The 15,654-nt window shown below is 66.6% G+C and carries 10 protein-coding genes and 3 pseudogenes; 7 read left to right on the plus strand and 6 right to left on the minus strand.

The genetic code is table 11. The annotated features are described in order from the left end of the window. Positions 1-14: 14 nt before the first annotated feature. The 4 genes from pdxT (at position 15) to GFD21_RS09695 (ending at position 4,735) form a co-directional block, all read left to right on the plus strand. Positions 15-659, plus strand: coding sequence for a pyridoxal 5'-phosphate synthase glutaminase subunit PdxT (pdxT, locus tag GFD21_RS09680; protein ID WP_163197765.1), 645 nt, complete (start codon positions 15-17; stop codon positions 657-659). A gap of 206 nt (positions 660-865) precedes the next feature. Then, positions 866-2,410 carry a MocR-like pyridoxine biosynthesis transcription factor PdxR gene (gene pdxR, locus GFD21_RS09685; protein ID WP_163197766.1) on the plus strand — a complete coding sequence of 515 codons (1,545 nt, stop codon included), beginning with the start codon at positions 866-868 and terminating at the stop codon, positions 2,408-2,410. Between the two features lie 36 nt (positions 2,411-2,446). Continuing rightward, the gene (locus tag GFD21_RS09690) at positions 2,447-3,619 is read left to right on the plus strand and encodes a DmpA family aminopeptidase (RefSeq protein WP_163197767.1); all 1,173 of its coding nucleotides are present in this window, start codon (positions 2,447-2,449) and stop codon (positions 3,617-3,619) included. A gap of 180 nt (positions 3,620-3,799) precedes the next feature. Continuing rightward, on the plus strand, positions 3,800-4,735 hold the full coding sequence (locus GFD21_RS09695) for an isoaspartyl peptidase/L-asparaginase family protein (protein ID WP_163197768.1): 936 nt from the start codon (positions 3,800-3,802) through the stop codon (positions 4,733-4,735). An 89-nt stretch (positions 4,736-4,824) separates the two neighbouring features. Here the strand turns inward: GFD21_RS09695 and GFD21_RS09700 are convergent, their stop codons facing one another. The 4 genes and pseudogenes from GFD21_RS09700 to GFD21_RS11480 all read right to left on the minus strand — a co-directional run. Then, positions 4,825-6,459: a peptide ABC transporter substrate-binding protein gene (locus GFD21_RS09700; protein ID WP_163197769.1), complete on the minus strand. Its 1,635-nt coding sequence runs from the start codon at positions 6,457-6,459 to the stop codon at positions 4,825-4,827. A gap of 304 nt (positions 6,460-6,763) precedes the next feature. Then, the gene (gene phnX / locus GFD21_RS09705) at positions 6,764-7,546 is read right to left on the minus strand and encodes a phosphonoacetaldehyde hydrolase (RefSeq protein WP_163197770.1); all 783 of its coding nucleotides are present in this window, start codon (positions 7,544-7,546) and stop codon (positions 6,764-6,766) included. A 44-nt stretch (positions 7,547-7,590) separates the two neighbouring features. Beyond that, positions 7,591-8,799, minus strand: coding sequence for a 2-aminoethylphosphonate--pyruvate transaminase (locus tag GFD21_RS09710; RefSeq protein WP_163197771.1), 1,209 nt, complete (start codon positions 8,797-8,799; stop codon positions 7,591-7,593). 256 nt (positions 8,800-9,055) lie between these two features. Continuing rightward, positions 9,056-9,910: pseudogene (locus GFD21_RS11480) on the minus strand (ABC transporter substrate-binding protein); the annotation flags it as partial. A gap of 24 nt (positions 9,911-9,934) precedes the next feature. Between GFD21_RS11480 and GFD21_RS11485 the strand changes: the two are divergent. After that, positions 9,935-9,988 (plus strand): annotated as a pseudogene (locus GFD21_RS11485) (hypothetical protein); the annotation flags it as partial. Between the two features lie 261 nt (positions 9,989-10,249). Here GFD21_RS11485 and GFD21_RS11490 read toward each other — a convergent pair. Both GFD21_RS11490 and GFD21_RS09720 read right to left on the minus strand, forming a co-directional pair. Further along, positions 10,250-11,923 (minus strand): annotated as a pseudogene (locus GFD21_RS11490) (ABC transporter permease subunit); the annotation flags it as partial. A gap of 3 nt (positions 11,924-11,926) precedes the next feature. Continuing rightward, a complete protein-coding gene (locus tag GFD21_RS09720; RefSeq protein ID WP_163197772.1) occupies positions 11,927-12,733 on the minus strand; it encodes an ABC transporter ATP-binding protein in 807 nt (268 codons plus the stop codon). A 565-nt stretch (positions 12,734-13,298) separates the two neighbouring features. Here GFD21_RS09720 and GFD21_RS09725 point away from each other — a divergent pair. Both GFD21_RS09725 and GFD21_RS09730 read left to right on the plus strand, forming a co-directional pair. After that, positions 13,299-14,495 (plus strand): SLC13 family permease, encoded by a 1,197-nt coding sequence (locus GFD21_RS09725; RefSeq protein WP_034526852.1) that lies wholly within the window; start codon positions 13,299-13,301, stop codon positions 14,493-14,495. A gap of 263 nt (positions 14,496-14,758) precedes the next feature. Further along, positions 14,759-15,628: a MurR/RpiR family transcriptional regulator gene (locus tag GFD21_RS09730; protein WP_163197773.1), complete on the plus strand. Its 870-nt coding sequence runs from the start codon at positions 14,759-14,761 to the stop codon at positions 15,626-15,628. Positions 15,629-15,654 lie beyond the last annotated feature (26 nt).

Here is a 15,654-nt window from a genome sequence, read left to right on the forward strand (position 1 = left end):
CGGAGGCGATTGACATGGTCGTAGCGGTCGAATACATCTCCAAGGAGGAGTCCGACGGCGTGGAATCCGGGCAGGACCGGCACGGCGTGACCGGCATCCTCGCCGTGCAGGGCGCGTTCGCGGAACACGCCGCCGTGCTCGACAGGCTCGGCGCGCCGTGGAAGCTGCTGCGCGCCGCCGAGGACTTCGACGACTCCATCGACCGGGTGATTCTGCCCGGCGGCGAATCCACCACGCAAGGCAAGCTCCTGCACTCCACCGGCCTGTTCGAGCCGATCGCCGAGCACATCAAGGCCGGCAAGCCCGTGTTCGGCACCTGCGCCGGCATGATCCTGCTCGCGAAGAGGCTCGACAACGACGAGCACGTGTACTTCGGCGCGCTCGACGCCGTCGTGCGCCGCAACGCGTACGGCCGCCAGCTGGGCAGCTTCGCCGCCACCGCCGACTTCGGCGAGCCCGGGGACGCCGGGTACATCAAGGATTTCCCGCTCGTGTTCATCCGCGGGCCGTACGTCGTCTCCGTCGGCGGGTCGGCGCGCGTCGAAACCGAGGTCGACGGGCATCCGGTGGCGCTGCGCCAGGGCGGCATCCTCGCCACCGCGTTCCACCCGGAACTCACCGACGACACGCGCCTGCACGAGCTGTTCCTCTCCCTGTAGCGCTCCCCGTGGCCCGGGGCGGTGCCCGGCAATCGCCCATGGTGCGGTGTGAAGATGATGTGGAACGGCCATTTCCCGCCGTTTTGCGTCGGCGCACCATGGGAGTTTCACCGCATCATGGGATAATCGTCGGAAGGATTGCCGAAAAGGAGCGGCGGCGGGGAAGTCGCCCCGATGCGGATACGGGAAGGGAAAGGACGGTGGCCATGCGGCTGGAACTCGACCGGCGTGCGAGCGTGCCGATGTACCGGCAGCTGGCCGCACAGCTGCGCGAACGCATCGTCTCCGGCGAGCTCGCCGAAGGCTACCGGCTGCCGCCCGAGCGCGAGCTCGCCGCACGCCTCGGCGTCAACCGCACCACCGTCCTGCAGGCGTACCAACGGCTCAAGGACGAAGGCCTCGTCGCGTCGAAGGTCGGCAAGGGCACGTTCGTGACCCCGGCGGGCGGCGCCGGTGCGCGGCCATCGCCCGGTACGATCCGCACGATCCGCGACGCCGGCGTCCCCGCGCACGACGGCACGCCCGAGCCGTCCGTCATCCGGCCCCCGTGGTCGGTGCTGTTCAGCGACTACTCCAACCGGTTCACCTACCATGACATCGCCGAGATCGACCGCGCCCGGCGCGGGGGAGCGGACGGACGCGTCATCGACTTCGCGACCGGCTCGCCCAACCCGGCGGACATCCCCGACGACCTGCTGCGCGCGGTGAGCCTCGAGGCGTTCGCCTCGCACGAGTTCGACGGCCAGCCGGAATCGCCCATCGAAGGCTTCGACGAGCTGCGCGCGCTGCTCGCCGAACACATGCGCACGCGCGGCGTCGCCTGCGAGGCGCGCAACGTCATGGTCCTGTCCGGATCCGAACAGGGCATCGACCTCATCGTGCGCGCGTTCGTGAACCCGGGCGACCGCGTGCTCGTCGAACAGTCCACGTTCTTCCCCGCGTTGCAGACGTTCCGCTCCGCCGACGCGTCGATCGTCGGCGTGCCGGTCGACGCCGACGGCATGCGCACCGATTTGCTCGAGGGCTACTGCGCGCGCTTCCGGCCCAAGATCATCTACACCATCCCCACCTTCCACAACCCCACCGGCACGACGATGCCGATGGAGCGCCGCCGCAGGCTCGTCGACGTGGCGCGCCGCCACCAGTGTCTCATCGTCGAGGACGACGCCTACGGGGAGCTGTGGTACGGCGGGAACGGGGACGGCGACCGCCCCGTGCCGCTCGCCGGCATGGAGAACGCCGGATACGTGATGTACCTGTCCACGTTCTCGAAGACCGTCACCTCCGGGCTGCGCACCGGATGGGTGGCGGCCGACCCGCACGTCATCGCGCGTCTGGCCGCATTGCGGCGCATGGTCGACCAGCATACGAGCACGTCGTCGCAGCGCATCTGCCTCGAACTGCTTAAGGAGGGGCGCATCGCCGGGCACGTGCGCGACCTGACCGCCGCCTACCGACGCCGCCGAGACACGGCCGTCGCCGCGCTGGAACGGCATGCGCCGCAAGGCATGCGATGGACCGTGCCGCAGGGCGGATACTACATCTGGGTCTCGCTGCCCGACGGCGTGCGCGCGCTCGACCTGCTCGCCCGGTGCCGCACGCTCGGCGTCACGTTCATGCCCGGCGGCGTGTTCGACGTGGACGAGACCGACGAGACGCACATCCGCCTCAACATGGTCCGCCCCGACGCACGCGACCTGGAGGACGGCATCCGCCTGGTCTGCGACGCCGTGCGCGCCATGACGCGTTGACGGGCGGCGCCGCGGGCCGGGCTACCATGGTCCTCCATGGGAACGAATGCCATATGGAACCATGACCTGTACGACGGCCCCGCGGGGAAGCGGGACCTCATCACCGACGTGCCCGGCGTGAGGGTCGGCCACGTCACGCTGCGCTCGCCCGACGGCGCCGCGCCCACGATCCGCACCGGCGTGACCGCCATCGTGCCGCCCGGCGACTGTTTCGCAAGCAAACCGCCCGCCGCCGCATACGTGTCCAACGGCTTCGGCAAGTCGATGGGACTCGTGCAGGTCGAGGAGCTCGGCAGCCTCGAAACGCCGATCCTCATGACCAACACGCTCTCCTGCGGCGCCTGCTTCGACGCGCTCGTGGACCACGCGCTCACCGGCCACCCCGCCATCGGCGTCGACACCGGCACGGTGAACCCGGTGGTCATGGAATGCAACGACGGTCCCATCAACTCGATACGCGCCCGCGCCGTCACGCCGGCGCACGGGCTGGAGGCGATCGCCGCGGCCGGCGAGGACTTCGACGAGGGAGACGTGGGCGCCGGCACGGGCATGACCTGCTTCGGCCTCAAAGGCGGCATCGGGTCGGCCTCGCGCGTGGTGCGCGTGGACGGGCGCGACCATGTGCTCGGCGTGCTGGTGCTCACGAACTTCGGTTCGCGCGAATGCCTGCGTCTCAATGGCGAGCCGGTCGGCCTGCGCCTCGCCGAAGCGGAACACGCCGCCCCGGCATCGGCCTCGGACGGGACCGACGCCGTGGGCGCGGCCGGCGCCGGCGAGGACAAGGGCAGCATCGTCGCGGTCATCGCCACCGACCTGCCGGCCGATTCACGCCAGCTGAGGCGCATGGCCAAGCGCGTCACCGTCGGCATCGCGCGCTGCGGCGGCTACATCGGCAACGGCAGCGGCGAGATCGTCGTCGCGTTCAGCACCGCCAACCGCATCGACCATTGGGCCGGCGACGACCAGACCACACCGTCCGACCATCCCACGCCCGCCGGCGGGCCGCTCATCGAGACCGTGACACGGCTCAACGAGAACGCGATGGACCGATGCTTCCGCGCCGTGGCCGCCGCAAGCGAGGAGGCCATCGTCAGCTCGCTGCTCCACGCGCGCGGCGTGCGCGGCCGCGACGGCAAGGTCACCCCCTCGCTGCGCGACGCGTTGCGTGAGGCGGGACTGGAATTGCCGGAATCCCTGGCGGAGGCGTAGCGCACCTGCGGTGTGGCCGTATGGTCGCGTTGCACGCCGCGGCCGCGTATCATACACATGGCGCATGCGGCGCCGGGCGACCGGGGCCGCGGCGCGGACATCACGACGCAGGAAGCACGGCCCCGCGCATCCGTCGGTCTTCGACGGCACGGGCCGGCAAGGAAAGGGACAACAGACACTATGGGCACGGCATCGTCCACATCTCCGGTGACCGCCATCTCGGCGGGCAGCGAAAGCGGCATCACCCTGATCATCCACGCGGGCGCGGGCAGCCGCGGCAAGCGCAGCACGCCGGAACGCATCGCGCAGGTCGAGAAGGACCTCAACCGCGCGCTCGACGCCGGCTACGCGCTGCTCGAGGCGGGCGCGCCGGCCCACGAGGCCGTCATCGCCGCCATCCACGTGATGGAGGATTCCCCCGAATTCAACGCGGGCCACGGCGCCGCGCTCACCAGCGACGGCATCGCCCAGATGGACGCCTGCCTGATGACCGGCGACGGCGAGGTCGGCGCGGTCACCGGCGTGTCCACGGTGAGGAACCCGATCGACGCGGCCCGCGCGGTCAAGGAACAGACCAAGCACGTGCTGTTCGCCGACCCGACCGACGGCGAGATCGCCGACTGGGGCGTCGCGACCGAACCCAACGAGTACTTCATCACCGAGCAGCGGCGCCAGTCGCTCGCCGAGGCGCAGTCCGGCGGCGACGAGTGGGAGAAGCACGGCACCATCGGCGCCGTGGCCCGCGACGTGAACGGCGACATCGCCGCCGGCACGTCCACCGGCGGCATCACCAACCAGATGCACGGCCGCGTCGGCGATTCGCCGCTGCCCGGCTGCGGCACCTTCGCCGACCAGCGCACCGTGGCGGTCTCCTGCACCGGCATCGGCGAGGCGTTCATCAAGGTCGTCGCCGCGCACCAGGTGTCCGACCGCGTGCGCTTCGCCGGCGAGTCCGTGCACGACGCCGCCGTCGCCACGCTCGACGAGGTCGCCGCCCACCACGGCGACGGCGGCATGATCGTCCTGCCCGCCCAGGGCCGCGGCGTCATCGCCTACAACAGCGAGATGATGAACCTCGGCTACCGCAGCGCGGATGGCGGCATGGTGCAAGGCTGATAATCTCCTGTGAACGAAAAGCCCCGACGGGAAATCCCGTCGGGGCTCTCTCATACGGTCACGCGGCCAGGCCGCGCCGCATCACCGCGTCACTTGGTGATGGTGTTGTACGTGGGCATGTTCGTGTAGTCGAACTGCACGTTCTTCACGTTCTGCGCGGAGACGGCCGCCACGTTGTCGCACCACAGCGGGATGGACGGCAGGTCCTGCATGAGGATCTCCTGGGCGGTGCGCAGGGCCTCGGTGCGCTTGGTCACGTCGGTCTGCGACAGGGCGTTGGCCAGGGCGGCGTCGAACTCGGGGTTCTTGTAGTCGCCGTCGTTGGAGCCGTGGCCGTCCGCGGAGGCGGAGGCGTACAGCGGGGTCATGTAGTCCTCGGCGGACGGGTAGTCGAGCATCCAGCCGGAACGGAACGCGGTGGAGATGCTGCGGTCGGTGACGCGCTCGCGGATGTCGCTGAACGTCGGGTAGGCGTCGCCCTGGGCGTCGATGCCGAGCGTGTTCTTGAGCTGGTTGGACACGGCGTCGACCCACTGCTTGTGGCCGCCGTCGGCGTTGTAGGCGATCTTGAAGCTGCCGCTCCACGGGGAGATGGCGTCGGCCTTCTTCCACAGCTCCTTGGCCTTGGTCGGGTTGTACTCGAGGTTCTCCTCGCCCTTGAGCGTCTTGGAGTATTCGGGCACCAGCGGCGAGGTGAAGTCGGTGGCCACGGTCTTCGTGTTCGAGTACACCTTCTCGACGATCTGCTTGCGGTTGATGGCCATGGAGATGGCCTGGCGGCGCAGCTGGCCCTCCTCGTCGAAGCCGAAGTGGTCGAGGCGCTCCGGGATCACGAAGCCCTGGTAGGAGGAGCCCGGCTGGCTGTAGGCGGTCACGCTCTTGTTGGAGCGGAAGGTCTTGACGGCGCTGGCGGGCACCTCGTCGAGCACGTCGAGGTTGCCGGAGAGCACGTCGGAGTAGGCGGCGTTCTCATCGGTGTAGACGCGGAACTCGATGCCGTCGTTCTTCACGGTGCGCGAACCCTTGTAGTCGGGGTTCTTCACCACGGTGATGTCCTTGCCGACGTTCCACGACTTGAGCTTGTACGGGCCGTTGCCGACCGGGTTCTTGCCGAACGCCTTGATGTCCTTGTAGGCCACGGACGGCAGCGGGAAGAACGACTGGTGGGCGATCTGGACCGGGAAGACGGAATCCGGGTGGTCGAGGGTCACGACCAGCGTGTGGTCGTCCTTGACCTCAAGGCCGCTCAGCTGCGCGTCGTCGGCCACGTTCGGGTCCTGAAGCTCGTCGTAGCCCTTGATGATGGACATGCGGCTCGCCTGCTTCATGGCGTGCTTCACGTTCGCCGCGTAGCTCCACGCCTTGGCGAACGATTCGGCGGTCACGGCCTCGCCGTTGGTGAACTTCCAGCCGTCCTTGATCTTGATGGTGTACTGGGTGGCGTCGTCGTTCGGCGTGATGGACTTGGCGACCTCGAGGTGCTGCTTGCCCTTGACGTCGTAGCTGACCAGACCCTCGAACAGGTAGCGGATGACCTTGCCGCCGCCCATCTCGTTGGTGTCGGCGGGCACCAGCGGGCTCTGCGGTTCGGTGTTGTTCACCGAGATGATGGTCTGTCCGTCGGACTGCGACGAGCTGGACGAGCCGCCGCAGGCGGCCGCCGTGAACAGCATCGCGCAGGCCGCGCCCAGGGCGGCGATGCGCTTGGCATGGGTTGAGAACATGAACCTCTTCTTTCTCCTATTCCATAATGGCCGCGAACCATTGTATGAACGGCAGGTAACGGGGAGAGGCTGCTGTCCATATTCGTAAACGTTCTTATATATGCGAGTGAACTCATATATGCGTTATATGCGTATATTGCGCATCCGCGGCCGCGTCCGCGGATGCGCCCGTCGGCGGATGTGCATCGGCGGCGGCGGCCCCGCGGCGGTCTCCGTCCTTTCGGGGAGGGGACCGCCGCGGGGCCGCCGCTCGGATTCGCCGGGATTCGCCGGGATTCGTCTGGATCCGGTGGGACCCGGCGAATCAGGCCATCTGGGCGAGCAGCGCCGGCAGCTCGGCCAGCGTGTCGATGACCGCGTCGGCGCCCGCGTTCACGAACGCGTCGCGGGCCGCCGCACGCGCGGCCGCCTTGTCGGCGTCGCCCAGCGCCTCGAACTCCGTCTGGCTCAGGGCCATCTGCGAGCTGCCCTCGGTCACGCCGATGGTGAACACGCCCGCGTTCTTGCCCTCGCGGATGTCGGAGAGCGTGTCGCCCACCTTCGCGGCGCGGCGCACGTCGGTGACGTGCAGGGCCTCGAGGTTGCGGAAGATCATGTACGGGTAGGGGCGGCCGTAGCCGTCGGTGCCGTCCGGGCTGATCCAGAAGTCGGGGTCGTAGCCGTTCTCCTTGGCCTTCGGCACGACGATCTCCATCATCCTGTCCGTGTAGCCGGTGGTCGAGCCGATCTTCAGGCCCGCCTCGCGCAGGGCGGCGACCGCGTCCACGACGCCCGGCTTCGGGTCGGCGAAGCCGTCGAGGATGGACAGCAGCTTCGGCTCGAAGTGCGCGTACACGGCATCCGTGTCCGCGTCGGTCGGGGCGGCGCCGTGGGCGTCCTCCCACGCGCGGGCGATGCGGTTCATGTGCAGCATCGTGTTGATGTGGTCGTGCTTGAGCATGCCCATCGGCTTGCGGGTCTCCTCCATGGTCGGCTCCACGCCAAACTCCTTGAACGCCTCCTGGAAGGCCTTGACGGGGGCGAAGCAGCCGTAGTCCACGGTCGTGCCGGCCCAGTCGAAGATCACGGCTTCGAAACGGTTGGTCATTGTCGCTGTCTCCTTTTCCGATGTTCCGATGTTCCGGGCGGTTCTCAGGCGGTGAGCTTCACGTTCGCCGGGGCGGCGGCCTTGATCGGCTCGCCGGCCTTGTCCATCGCGGCGATGGCCTCGGGCACGGAGGCCGAGCCGGTGGCCGCCTCGAGCAGGCCGCGCTCGCCCATGTACAGGGCCAGAAGCTCGGTCACCTTCTCGATGTCGTCGGTGTAGATCTCGCCGATGTTGCCCAGGCGGAAGGTCTCCTCATGGGTGAGCTTGCCGGGGTAGATCGCGTAGCCGCGCTCCTTGATGAACTCGTACATGTCGTGGAAGTCGAACTTCGTGCCCTCCGGGTAGAGGAACGTGGTGATGATCGGGCCCTGGTTCTCCTTGAGGAACACGCGGAAGCCGAGCGCCTCCATGCGGGCGATGAGCAGGTGGTTGTTCAGCGCGTAGCGGGCGGAACGGGCCGGGATGCCGCCTTCGGCGAACATCTCGTCGAGGGCCTTGGAGAAGGCGAGCACCACGTGGGTGGGGGAGGTGTAGCGCCACTTGCCGTTCGCCTTCTCCAGCGTGTTCCACTGGTCCCACAGGTCGAGGGACAGGCTGCGCGCCTTGCCCTTGGAGGCCTCGAGCTTCGCCTTGTTGCAGATGATGAAGCTGAAACCGGGCACGCCCTGGATGCACTTGTTGGCGGAGGAGACGAGGAAGTCGATGCCCCAGCCGGAGACCGGGATGTCGACGCCGCCGAAGGAGCTCATCGCGTCGACCATGAACGTGCAGCCGTGCGCCTTGGCGACGGTGGCCACGGCGGCGATGTCGTTGAGCAGGCCGGAGGTGGTCTCCGAGTGGATCATCGACACGTGCGTGATGGACGGGTCGCGGCGCAGGTACTCCTCGACCTTGTCGGCGTCCGGGATGCGGTCGTACGGCTCGGCGTACTGCACGTAGTCGATGCCCGCGTGCTCGCAGATCTTGACCTGGCGGTCGCCGTACGCGCCGTTGGTGCACAACAGCACCTTCTCGTCCTTGCCGATCACGGAGGTCAGGACGCTCTCCACGCCGAACGTGCCGGAGCCCTGCATGAGCACGACGGTGTAGTCGCGCGGGTCGCAGTGGGCGAGTTCGAGCAGCTGGCGGCGGATCTTCTGGGTGATCTGCTGGTAGTCCTCGTCCCACGTGCAGTGGTCGAAGAGCATCTCCTCCTTGACCGTGCGGGTCGTGGTCAGCGGTCCGGGGGTGAGCAGCTTGTATTCGTTGGCCATGATGGTCGTTTCCTTTCTTTTCCGTGGATTCCATGGATCCGTCGGATCCCATGGCTCTCTTGGCTTGGACGAAGTATGCGTTGTACGCCGTGGATGTTCGTTAGGCGCTTTGAATATGGCTTCCGCCCGCAGAGTGTAATCACGAAGGAACTTTTCGGATATTTCTACGTAGATTTCGCCCTGCGGGCGGAGTGTCGTTTGTAGTAACCGAGTTGCGTTCAGACCGTGTTCACCTGCGCGGTCCGAACGCCGCCCGTCACTCGCCGCCCTCCGCGGCCCGCTTGCATTCGGACGAGAAGTCCTGGTGCTTCTGGAGCAGGTCGACGGTCAGCGGTTCGGGGAACGACTTGGAACGCTTGGAGGCGTTCGCCGGGGCCTTCTCGCCCTTGTAGAGCGGGGTCGGGTAGGTCTCGAGCAGCTCCTTGCGGCCCTTGTCGATGATGACGCCGGCCATCTTCTGCGCCTTGGGGTTGGTGGCGCGGCCCTTGTCGAGCACCGCCACCGACTCGGTCAGCGAGTAGTTGCCTTCGGTCGGGTCCACGTAGTCGATGGGCAGGCCGTTCTTCTTGTCGGCGACCGCCTGGTGGCGCAGGCCGAAGCCGATCGCCACCTCCTTGGCGCGCACCGACTTGAGCGGGCCGGAGCCGGACTGTTCGAGGTGCGGGCCGGCGTTGCGGTAGATGTCGGTGAGGATCCGCTTGCCCTTCTCGCCGGTGCCGTAGGCGTCGACGATGGCCTGGACCATCAGCCAGCCGGTGGAGGAGCCCTCCATGTCCGGCACGGAGATCAGGCCCTTGTACTCGGGCTTGGCCAGGTCGGCGTAGCTCTTCGGCTTCGGCACGCCCGCGGCCTTGAGCGCCTCGGTGTTGATGATGATGGCGCCCTCCTGCGCGGTGGTGGGGGAGCGGTAGGCCGGGGCCTTCGAGTTCTCCGTGTCGCCGAGCAGCTGCGCATGCACGTCGGTCAGGTTCGCGAACATGTGATTGCGTTCCTGGGCGGAGTCGACGTAGTAGGAGCTCATCGTGAGCATGTCGGCCTCGAGGGCCTTGCCCTCGGCCAGCATCTTGCCGCCGAGCTCGGAGGTGCCGAACTCCTGGATGATGTACTGGTCCTTGTAGCCGTTGCGGTCGAGCGCGTGCTCGAAGGCGGTGACGGCCTCCTCGTCGGCGTTCGTGTAGATGACGACCTTGCCGCCGGCCGCCGACGCGGACGTGGAGACCGCGCCGAAGGTGACGAGCAGCGCCACGCACACCGCGGAGGCGATGCCGGTGAGCAGGCTGCGGTTCCTTCGGTTGCCGCTGTCCGGCAGCTGGAAGGTGGCGGCCGCTGCGGCAAGCTGGCGGCTGGGGCGCACGGTGCTGAACGAGGCGGCCACCTGCGGGGTCCTCACGGCGGCCTTGGCCTTGCGGGCCTCCTTGGCGCGTTCGGCGGAACGGTCGCGGGTGAACAGGGCGATCAGGCCCTTGACCACGAGGTTGACGACGAGGATGAGCAGCGAGAGCACGAACACGTCGTCGAACTTGGCGATGTGCTGCAGGGCGGAGATCTTCGTGGTGATGACCTGCGTGCGGGCGCCGGTGAGGAACACGACCGCGGAGATGGTGACCATCGCGTTGACGAAGTAGTAGCCGAAGATCTGCAGCAGGGTCGGCCACGCGTTCGGCGTGACGACGCGCACCAGCGTCTTGATCCAGTTGTCGCCCATGAGCTTGGCGGTGGTCTCCCACCCGGCGTTCATCTTGGTCAGCGAGTCCTTGATCATCTGGTACGGGGTGGCGAAGTAGTGCACGATGTTGGCGATGATGAGGATCCAGAACGTGTTCTGCAGCGGCGAGCCGGAGAACATGAACAGGAAGGCGATGCCGAGCACCATGCCCGGGACCGTGTTGATGATCGCGGAGATCGCGTCCACCGAACGGCGTGCCCACGCGGGCAGCTTCGAACGGGAGGTGACCAGGCCCGCGGCGTAGACGAACACGCATCCGAAGATGGCGGTCATCACGGCGACGTACAGCGAGTTGGTGAACACCTGCGTGAGCTGCGAGTCGGTGAACAGGTTCGCGATGTGCGCGAACGTGAAGCCGAGGTGGTCCGGCCACTCCTGCACGAACGGGATGAGCAGGATCACGAGGAACACCGAAAGCGTGCACACGAGCGTGACGACGGAGGCGATGCCGCAGATCCAGTCGCGCTTCCTCCCCTTGGGCAGGTCGATCTGGCTGATCTGCTTGTAGCGGATCGCGAAGCGTTCGAGCACGGTCATCAGGATGATCGAGATGATCGAGGGGATGAGCATGAACACGGCGATCACGGCGCCGCGGTTGAAGTTCGGGATCGAGCCGAGCATCTGGTTGAACAGGGTCATGGCCAGCACGTCGTAGGTGCCGCCCACCGAGGTCGGGATGCCGTAGTCGGTGAACGCCAGGAAGAACGACTGGATGAACGCGACGGCCATTGTGCCGACCAGCGGTCGCAGCACGGTGTTGAGGAAGGTCGTCAGCGGGTTGTCGCCCATGATGTGCGAGACGATGATGAACTTCTTGTCGACGAACTGGAAGCTGTTGTTGATGAGCAGGAAGCAGGTCGGCAGCGTGTAGATGACGTAGCCGATGAGAAGGCCGTTGAAGCCGTAGATGTCGAACAGCGGGTGGCCGACGAGCTGCGTGATCAGGCCGTTCTTGCCGAACGAGTAGATGATCGCGAAGCCGTAGGTGATGGTCGGCAGCAGCATCGGCAGCTGCGCGAGCAGGGCGACGGCCTTCTTGAAGCCGCGGGGCACGTTCGTGCAGTTGATCGTGTAGCTCAGCAGGAAGGCGAGCAGCACGGCGACGAGCGCGGAGACGGCGGCCACGGTCAGCGAGTTGGTGATCGAGCGGGTGAACTCGGGGCGCGACAGGATCGTCGCGTAGTTGTCGAGCGTGGCGGCGCCGCCGGCGGTGGTGAACGAGCGGATGATCACGAGGATCATCGGCACGACGAGGAAGCCGATGAAGCATACGGCGACGATCGCGAGCAGCGTCCACAGCTCGGTCTGCTTCGGCTTGGAGGGGCGTGTCTCGTAGTTGTGGATCTCGGGACGGATGTTGGGCAGCTGTTTGCCCGCCTGGATGGATTCGACCGACATGGCTCAGGCCTCCTGGCCCGCGGCGGCGAGCTCGGCGTTGGCGTGCGCGGCCGAATCGGCCTCGTCGCCCTCGTTGAACAGGGTGTAGATGTTGTTGCGCTTCACCTCGAGCTGGTGGAGGATGAACTTGCGCACGAAGTCGGACGCCGGGTGCTCGATGATGTTCTCCGGGGAGTCGTATTGCGCCACCTTGCCGTGGTTGATGATGAGGACCTTGTCGCTCATCGTGCAGGCCTCCTCCGGATCGTGGGTGACCATGATCGTGGTGAGGTCGTACTGCTCGACGATCTGCTTGATCTTCGCCTTGATGGACTCCTTGATCACGCCGTCCAGGGCGGACAGCGGCTCGTCGAGGAGCAGCAGCTTCGGCTTCATGACCAGCGTGCGGGCGAGCGCCACGCGCTGCTTCTGGCCGCCGGACAGCTCGTCGATGTGCTTGTTGAGGTGCTCCTCGAGGCCGAGCAGCGAGATCATCTCCTTGATCTCCTCCGGCGAGGAGATGCCCGGGTTGTTCCTCAGGCCGTAGGTGATGTTCTCGTAGGCGGTGAGGTTCGGGAACAGCGCGTAGTCCTGGAACACGATGTTGAAGCCGCGCTTCTCCATCGGCACGTGGGTGAGGTCCTCGCCGTTGTAGATCAGCTGTCCGCTGGTCGGCTCGGTGATGCCCAGGATGATGTTGAGCAGCGTGGTTTTGCCGCCGCCGGACGGGCCGAGGATCGACATGATCTTGCCGTTGTCCAGTTCGAGGCTGATGCCGTTCAGCACATGGGTGTCGCCGAACGACTTGGTGATGTCCTTGAGTTCGAGCATATTTCGTCAACTGCCTTCCGATGCGGGGCCTCCCGTGCGGGAGGGCCGTTCGTATGTGGCGCCGGGTTCCGGCGCCGGGGTCGGTATTCGGTTATTCGCGGCCGGACTTCATGCCGCAGCAGCCCAACCATCCGCTGCAATTCCATGGTGGTGCCGTTCGCGGCCCCACGGGCGGGATGTGGGGGAAAGTTGCCTGAAACCATGGTGAACAGCAAGTGAAACTACGCCGGCCGCGTGTAGCCGCGTAGTTTTCGCCGCCCCGCCGTCCTCGGCGGGGTCGTGATGCACCGAGGGGCCGTTCGCGCGCCGTGGCCGTGCCGGGGCGAGGGGATTGGGATGGAGGCGAAGGGATTGGGATGGAGTCGAGGGGTTGTTTTTCATCCGTCGTTCATAGAGGATTCACCATGCCTTGTTCCGAAAAGTCGGGAAAGAACGTCAGTCGCCAGTAGCGGTGAAGGGCGATATCGCGAAAAACGGTCGGAAAACAGCACGCCGTGACTACGTAACATGCCGGGGTTTCCGCTAGGATGCTTACGGTAAATCCCCTTGTTTCACGGAGGAATCGATGCGGCGCTGGCTGGTCGGACTGTTGAAAAGCGAGACGATCCTGATCGTCGCCACGGTACTCGCGCTGATCTCGTGCTTCATCGTCCCGCCGGACGCCGATTACAAGGACTACGTGCACATGAGCACGATCAGCCAGCTCGTGTGCCTCATGCTCGTCGTATGCGGCCTGCAGCGCATCGGCGTCTTCCGCATCATCGGCTCGCGTCTGCTGCACCATGTGCGCACCGCGAGGGGCCTCGTGCTCACGCTCATCTCGCTCACGTTCTTCTCGGCGATGCTCATCACCAACGACGTGGCGCTGGTCACGTTCATCCCGTTCGCGATCTCCGTGCTCGTCATGGCGCACATGGAGGAGCATGCGGTGCTCGTCGGCACGCTGATGACGATCGGCGCGAACGTGGGCAGCATGCTCACGCCGATCGGCAACGCGCACAACCTGTACCTCAAGGCGCTCACCGGCATGCCGTCGATGGAGATGATCGGCATCATGGCGCCGTATTCGGCGACCGCGGCCGTGCTGCTCGTCGTCATCACCTGCGTGGTGTTCGGCTCCAAGCCGGTCTCCGAGTTCCGGTCGTTGGACGGCGCGGGCATCGAACAGGGGGTGCTCGCCCCGGAGAGCGGCAAGCCGCGCCCCGACGAGATCCGCATCACCGGCTACGGAGCCGGCTACGGCGGTTGGCGCACCGTCGTGTACGCGCTGCTGTTCGTGGTCTGCCTGCTCGCGGTGAGCGACTTCCTGCCGTTGTGGCTCATGTGCGTGATCGTGTTCGCCGCGTTCCTCGTGTGCGACCGCAAGGTGTTCCGCAACGTGGATTGGGGCCTGCCGCTCACGTTCACCATGTTCTTCATTTTCATCGGCAACATGAAGCGCGTGCCCGAATTCTACGAGCTCGCCGCCTCCCTGGTGGACGCGCATCCGCTCGAGGTGTCGGTCGGCTCCAGCCAGCTCATCAGCAACGTGCCCACCACGATCCTGCTGTCCGGCTTCACCGAGCAGTGGCGCCCGCTCATCATCGGCACGAACCTGGGCGGCATGGGCACGCTCATCGCCTCGATGGCCTCGCTGATCGGCTACAAGAACGTCGTGCGCAAGTACCCGGACCGCAAGGGCCGTTATCTCGCCGTCTACTCCGCCGTCAACGTCCTCTTCCTCATCGTCCTCGTCGGGCTTTCCTGGATCATCGAGCCGTGACGGCCTTCGTCCATATCCATCGCAGGTGGGGCCGGTCCGGGGCGCGCGTCGCCCGACCATAGGCTTGGCCGAACGGCCTGGAGTGTGTCGGGCGACGCGCACCCCGGACCGGCCTTCCCGTGTGGATTGCCGCACACGAAAGTTAACGCACGGTTCACCTGACGGCCAACCAGGGGTTCACGGGGGCACACCCGCGCGGTCTATCGTCATCCTCGACGTAACGAGATGATGGTGGAACTGGAACAGCCGCAGGAGATGGGACCGTGCAGACTTCGGTGGGTATTCGCGAGCGCATCGACCATGTCTATCCGTCGTTGAGGCCGGCCGAGCGTGCGGTGGGGCGCTACATCCGCGACCATCTCGAGGAGGCGGCCGGCCTGACCGTCGGCCAGCTCGCCGAGGCCACGCACGTCAGCCAGCCGACCGTGATCCGTTTCTCGCGCAAGCTCGGGTTCGGCGGCTACCGCGAGCTGCGCTATGTGCTGCGGCATCCGGAGGCGGAACGCCAGGTGACGTTCGATCCGTTGGAGGGCTTCGACCTCAATCCGTGGGACGATCCGGAGGACGTGCCGGCCAAGGCAGCCGCCGGCGCCACATCGCTCATCGAGGAACTGCACCGCACGCTCGACGTCAAGGCGTTCCGCAAGGCCACGTCGCTGCTCGCCGAGGCGGATTCGATCGACATCTACGGCGTGGAGAACTCGCTGGTGCCCGCCACCGACCTGTTCACCAAGCTCATGTACCTGGGACTGGACTGCCGGCTCAACACCGACGCCTACCTGCAGCAGATCGGCGCCGGGCACCTGCACGCCGACGACGTGGCGATCGCGTTCTCGCATTCCGGTTCGTCCGCCGACACGGTCAAGGCGCTGCGCCTCGCGAAGGCGGCGGGCGCGCGCACCATCGCCGTCACCAACCACGTCGGCTCGCCGCTCGCCGGTTCCGCCGACGTGACCCTGATCACCGGATCGTCGTCGCATACGATCTACGGCAACGCGATCTTCTCGCGCGTGGCGCACATCGCGCTCGTCGACATGCTCTACATGGGCGTGATCCTGTCCGACTACGGCAGGTTCTCCACCGCGCTCGACCAGTCCGGCCGCATGATCGCCGACCGCGAATACCGCAACTGAACGGTTCCGCCGGGTCCGGTCGGCGT

The organism is Bifidobacterium platyrrhinorum, assembly GCF_010667645.1.
In the GTDB taxonomy this organism is placed as follows: Bacteria; Actinomycetota; Actinomycetes; order Actinomycetales; family Bifidobacteriaceae; genus Bifidobacterium; species Bifidobacterium platyrrhinorum.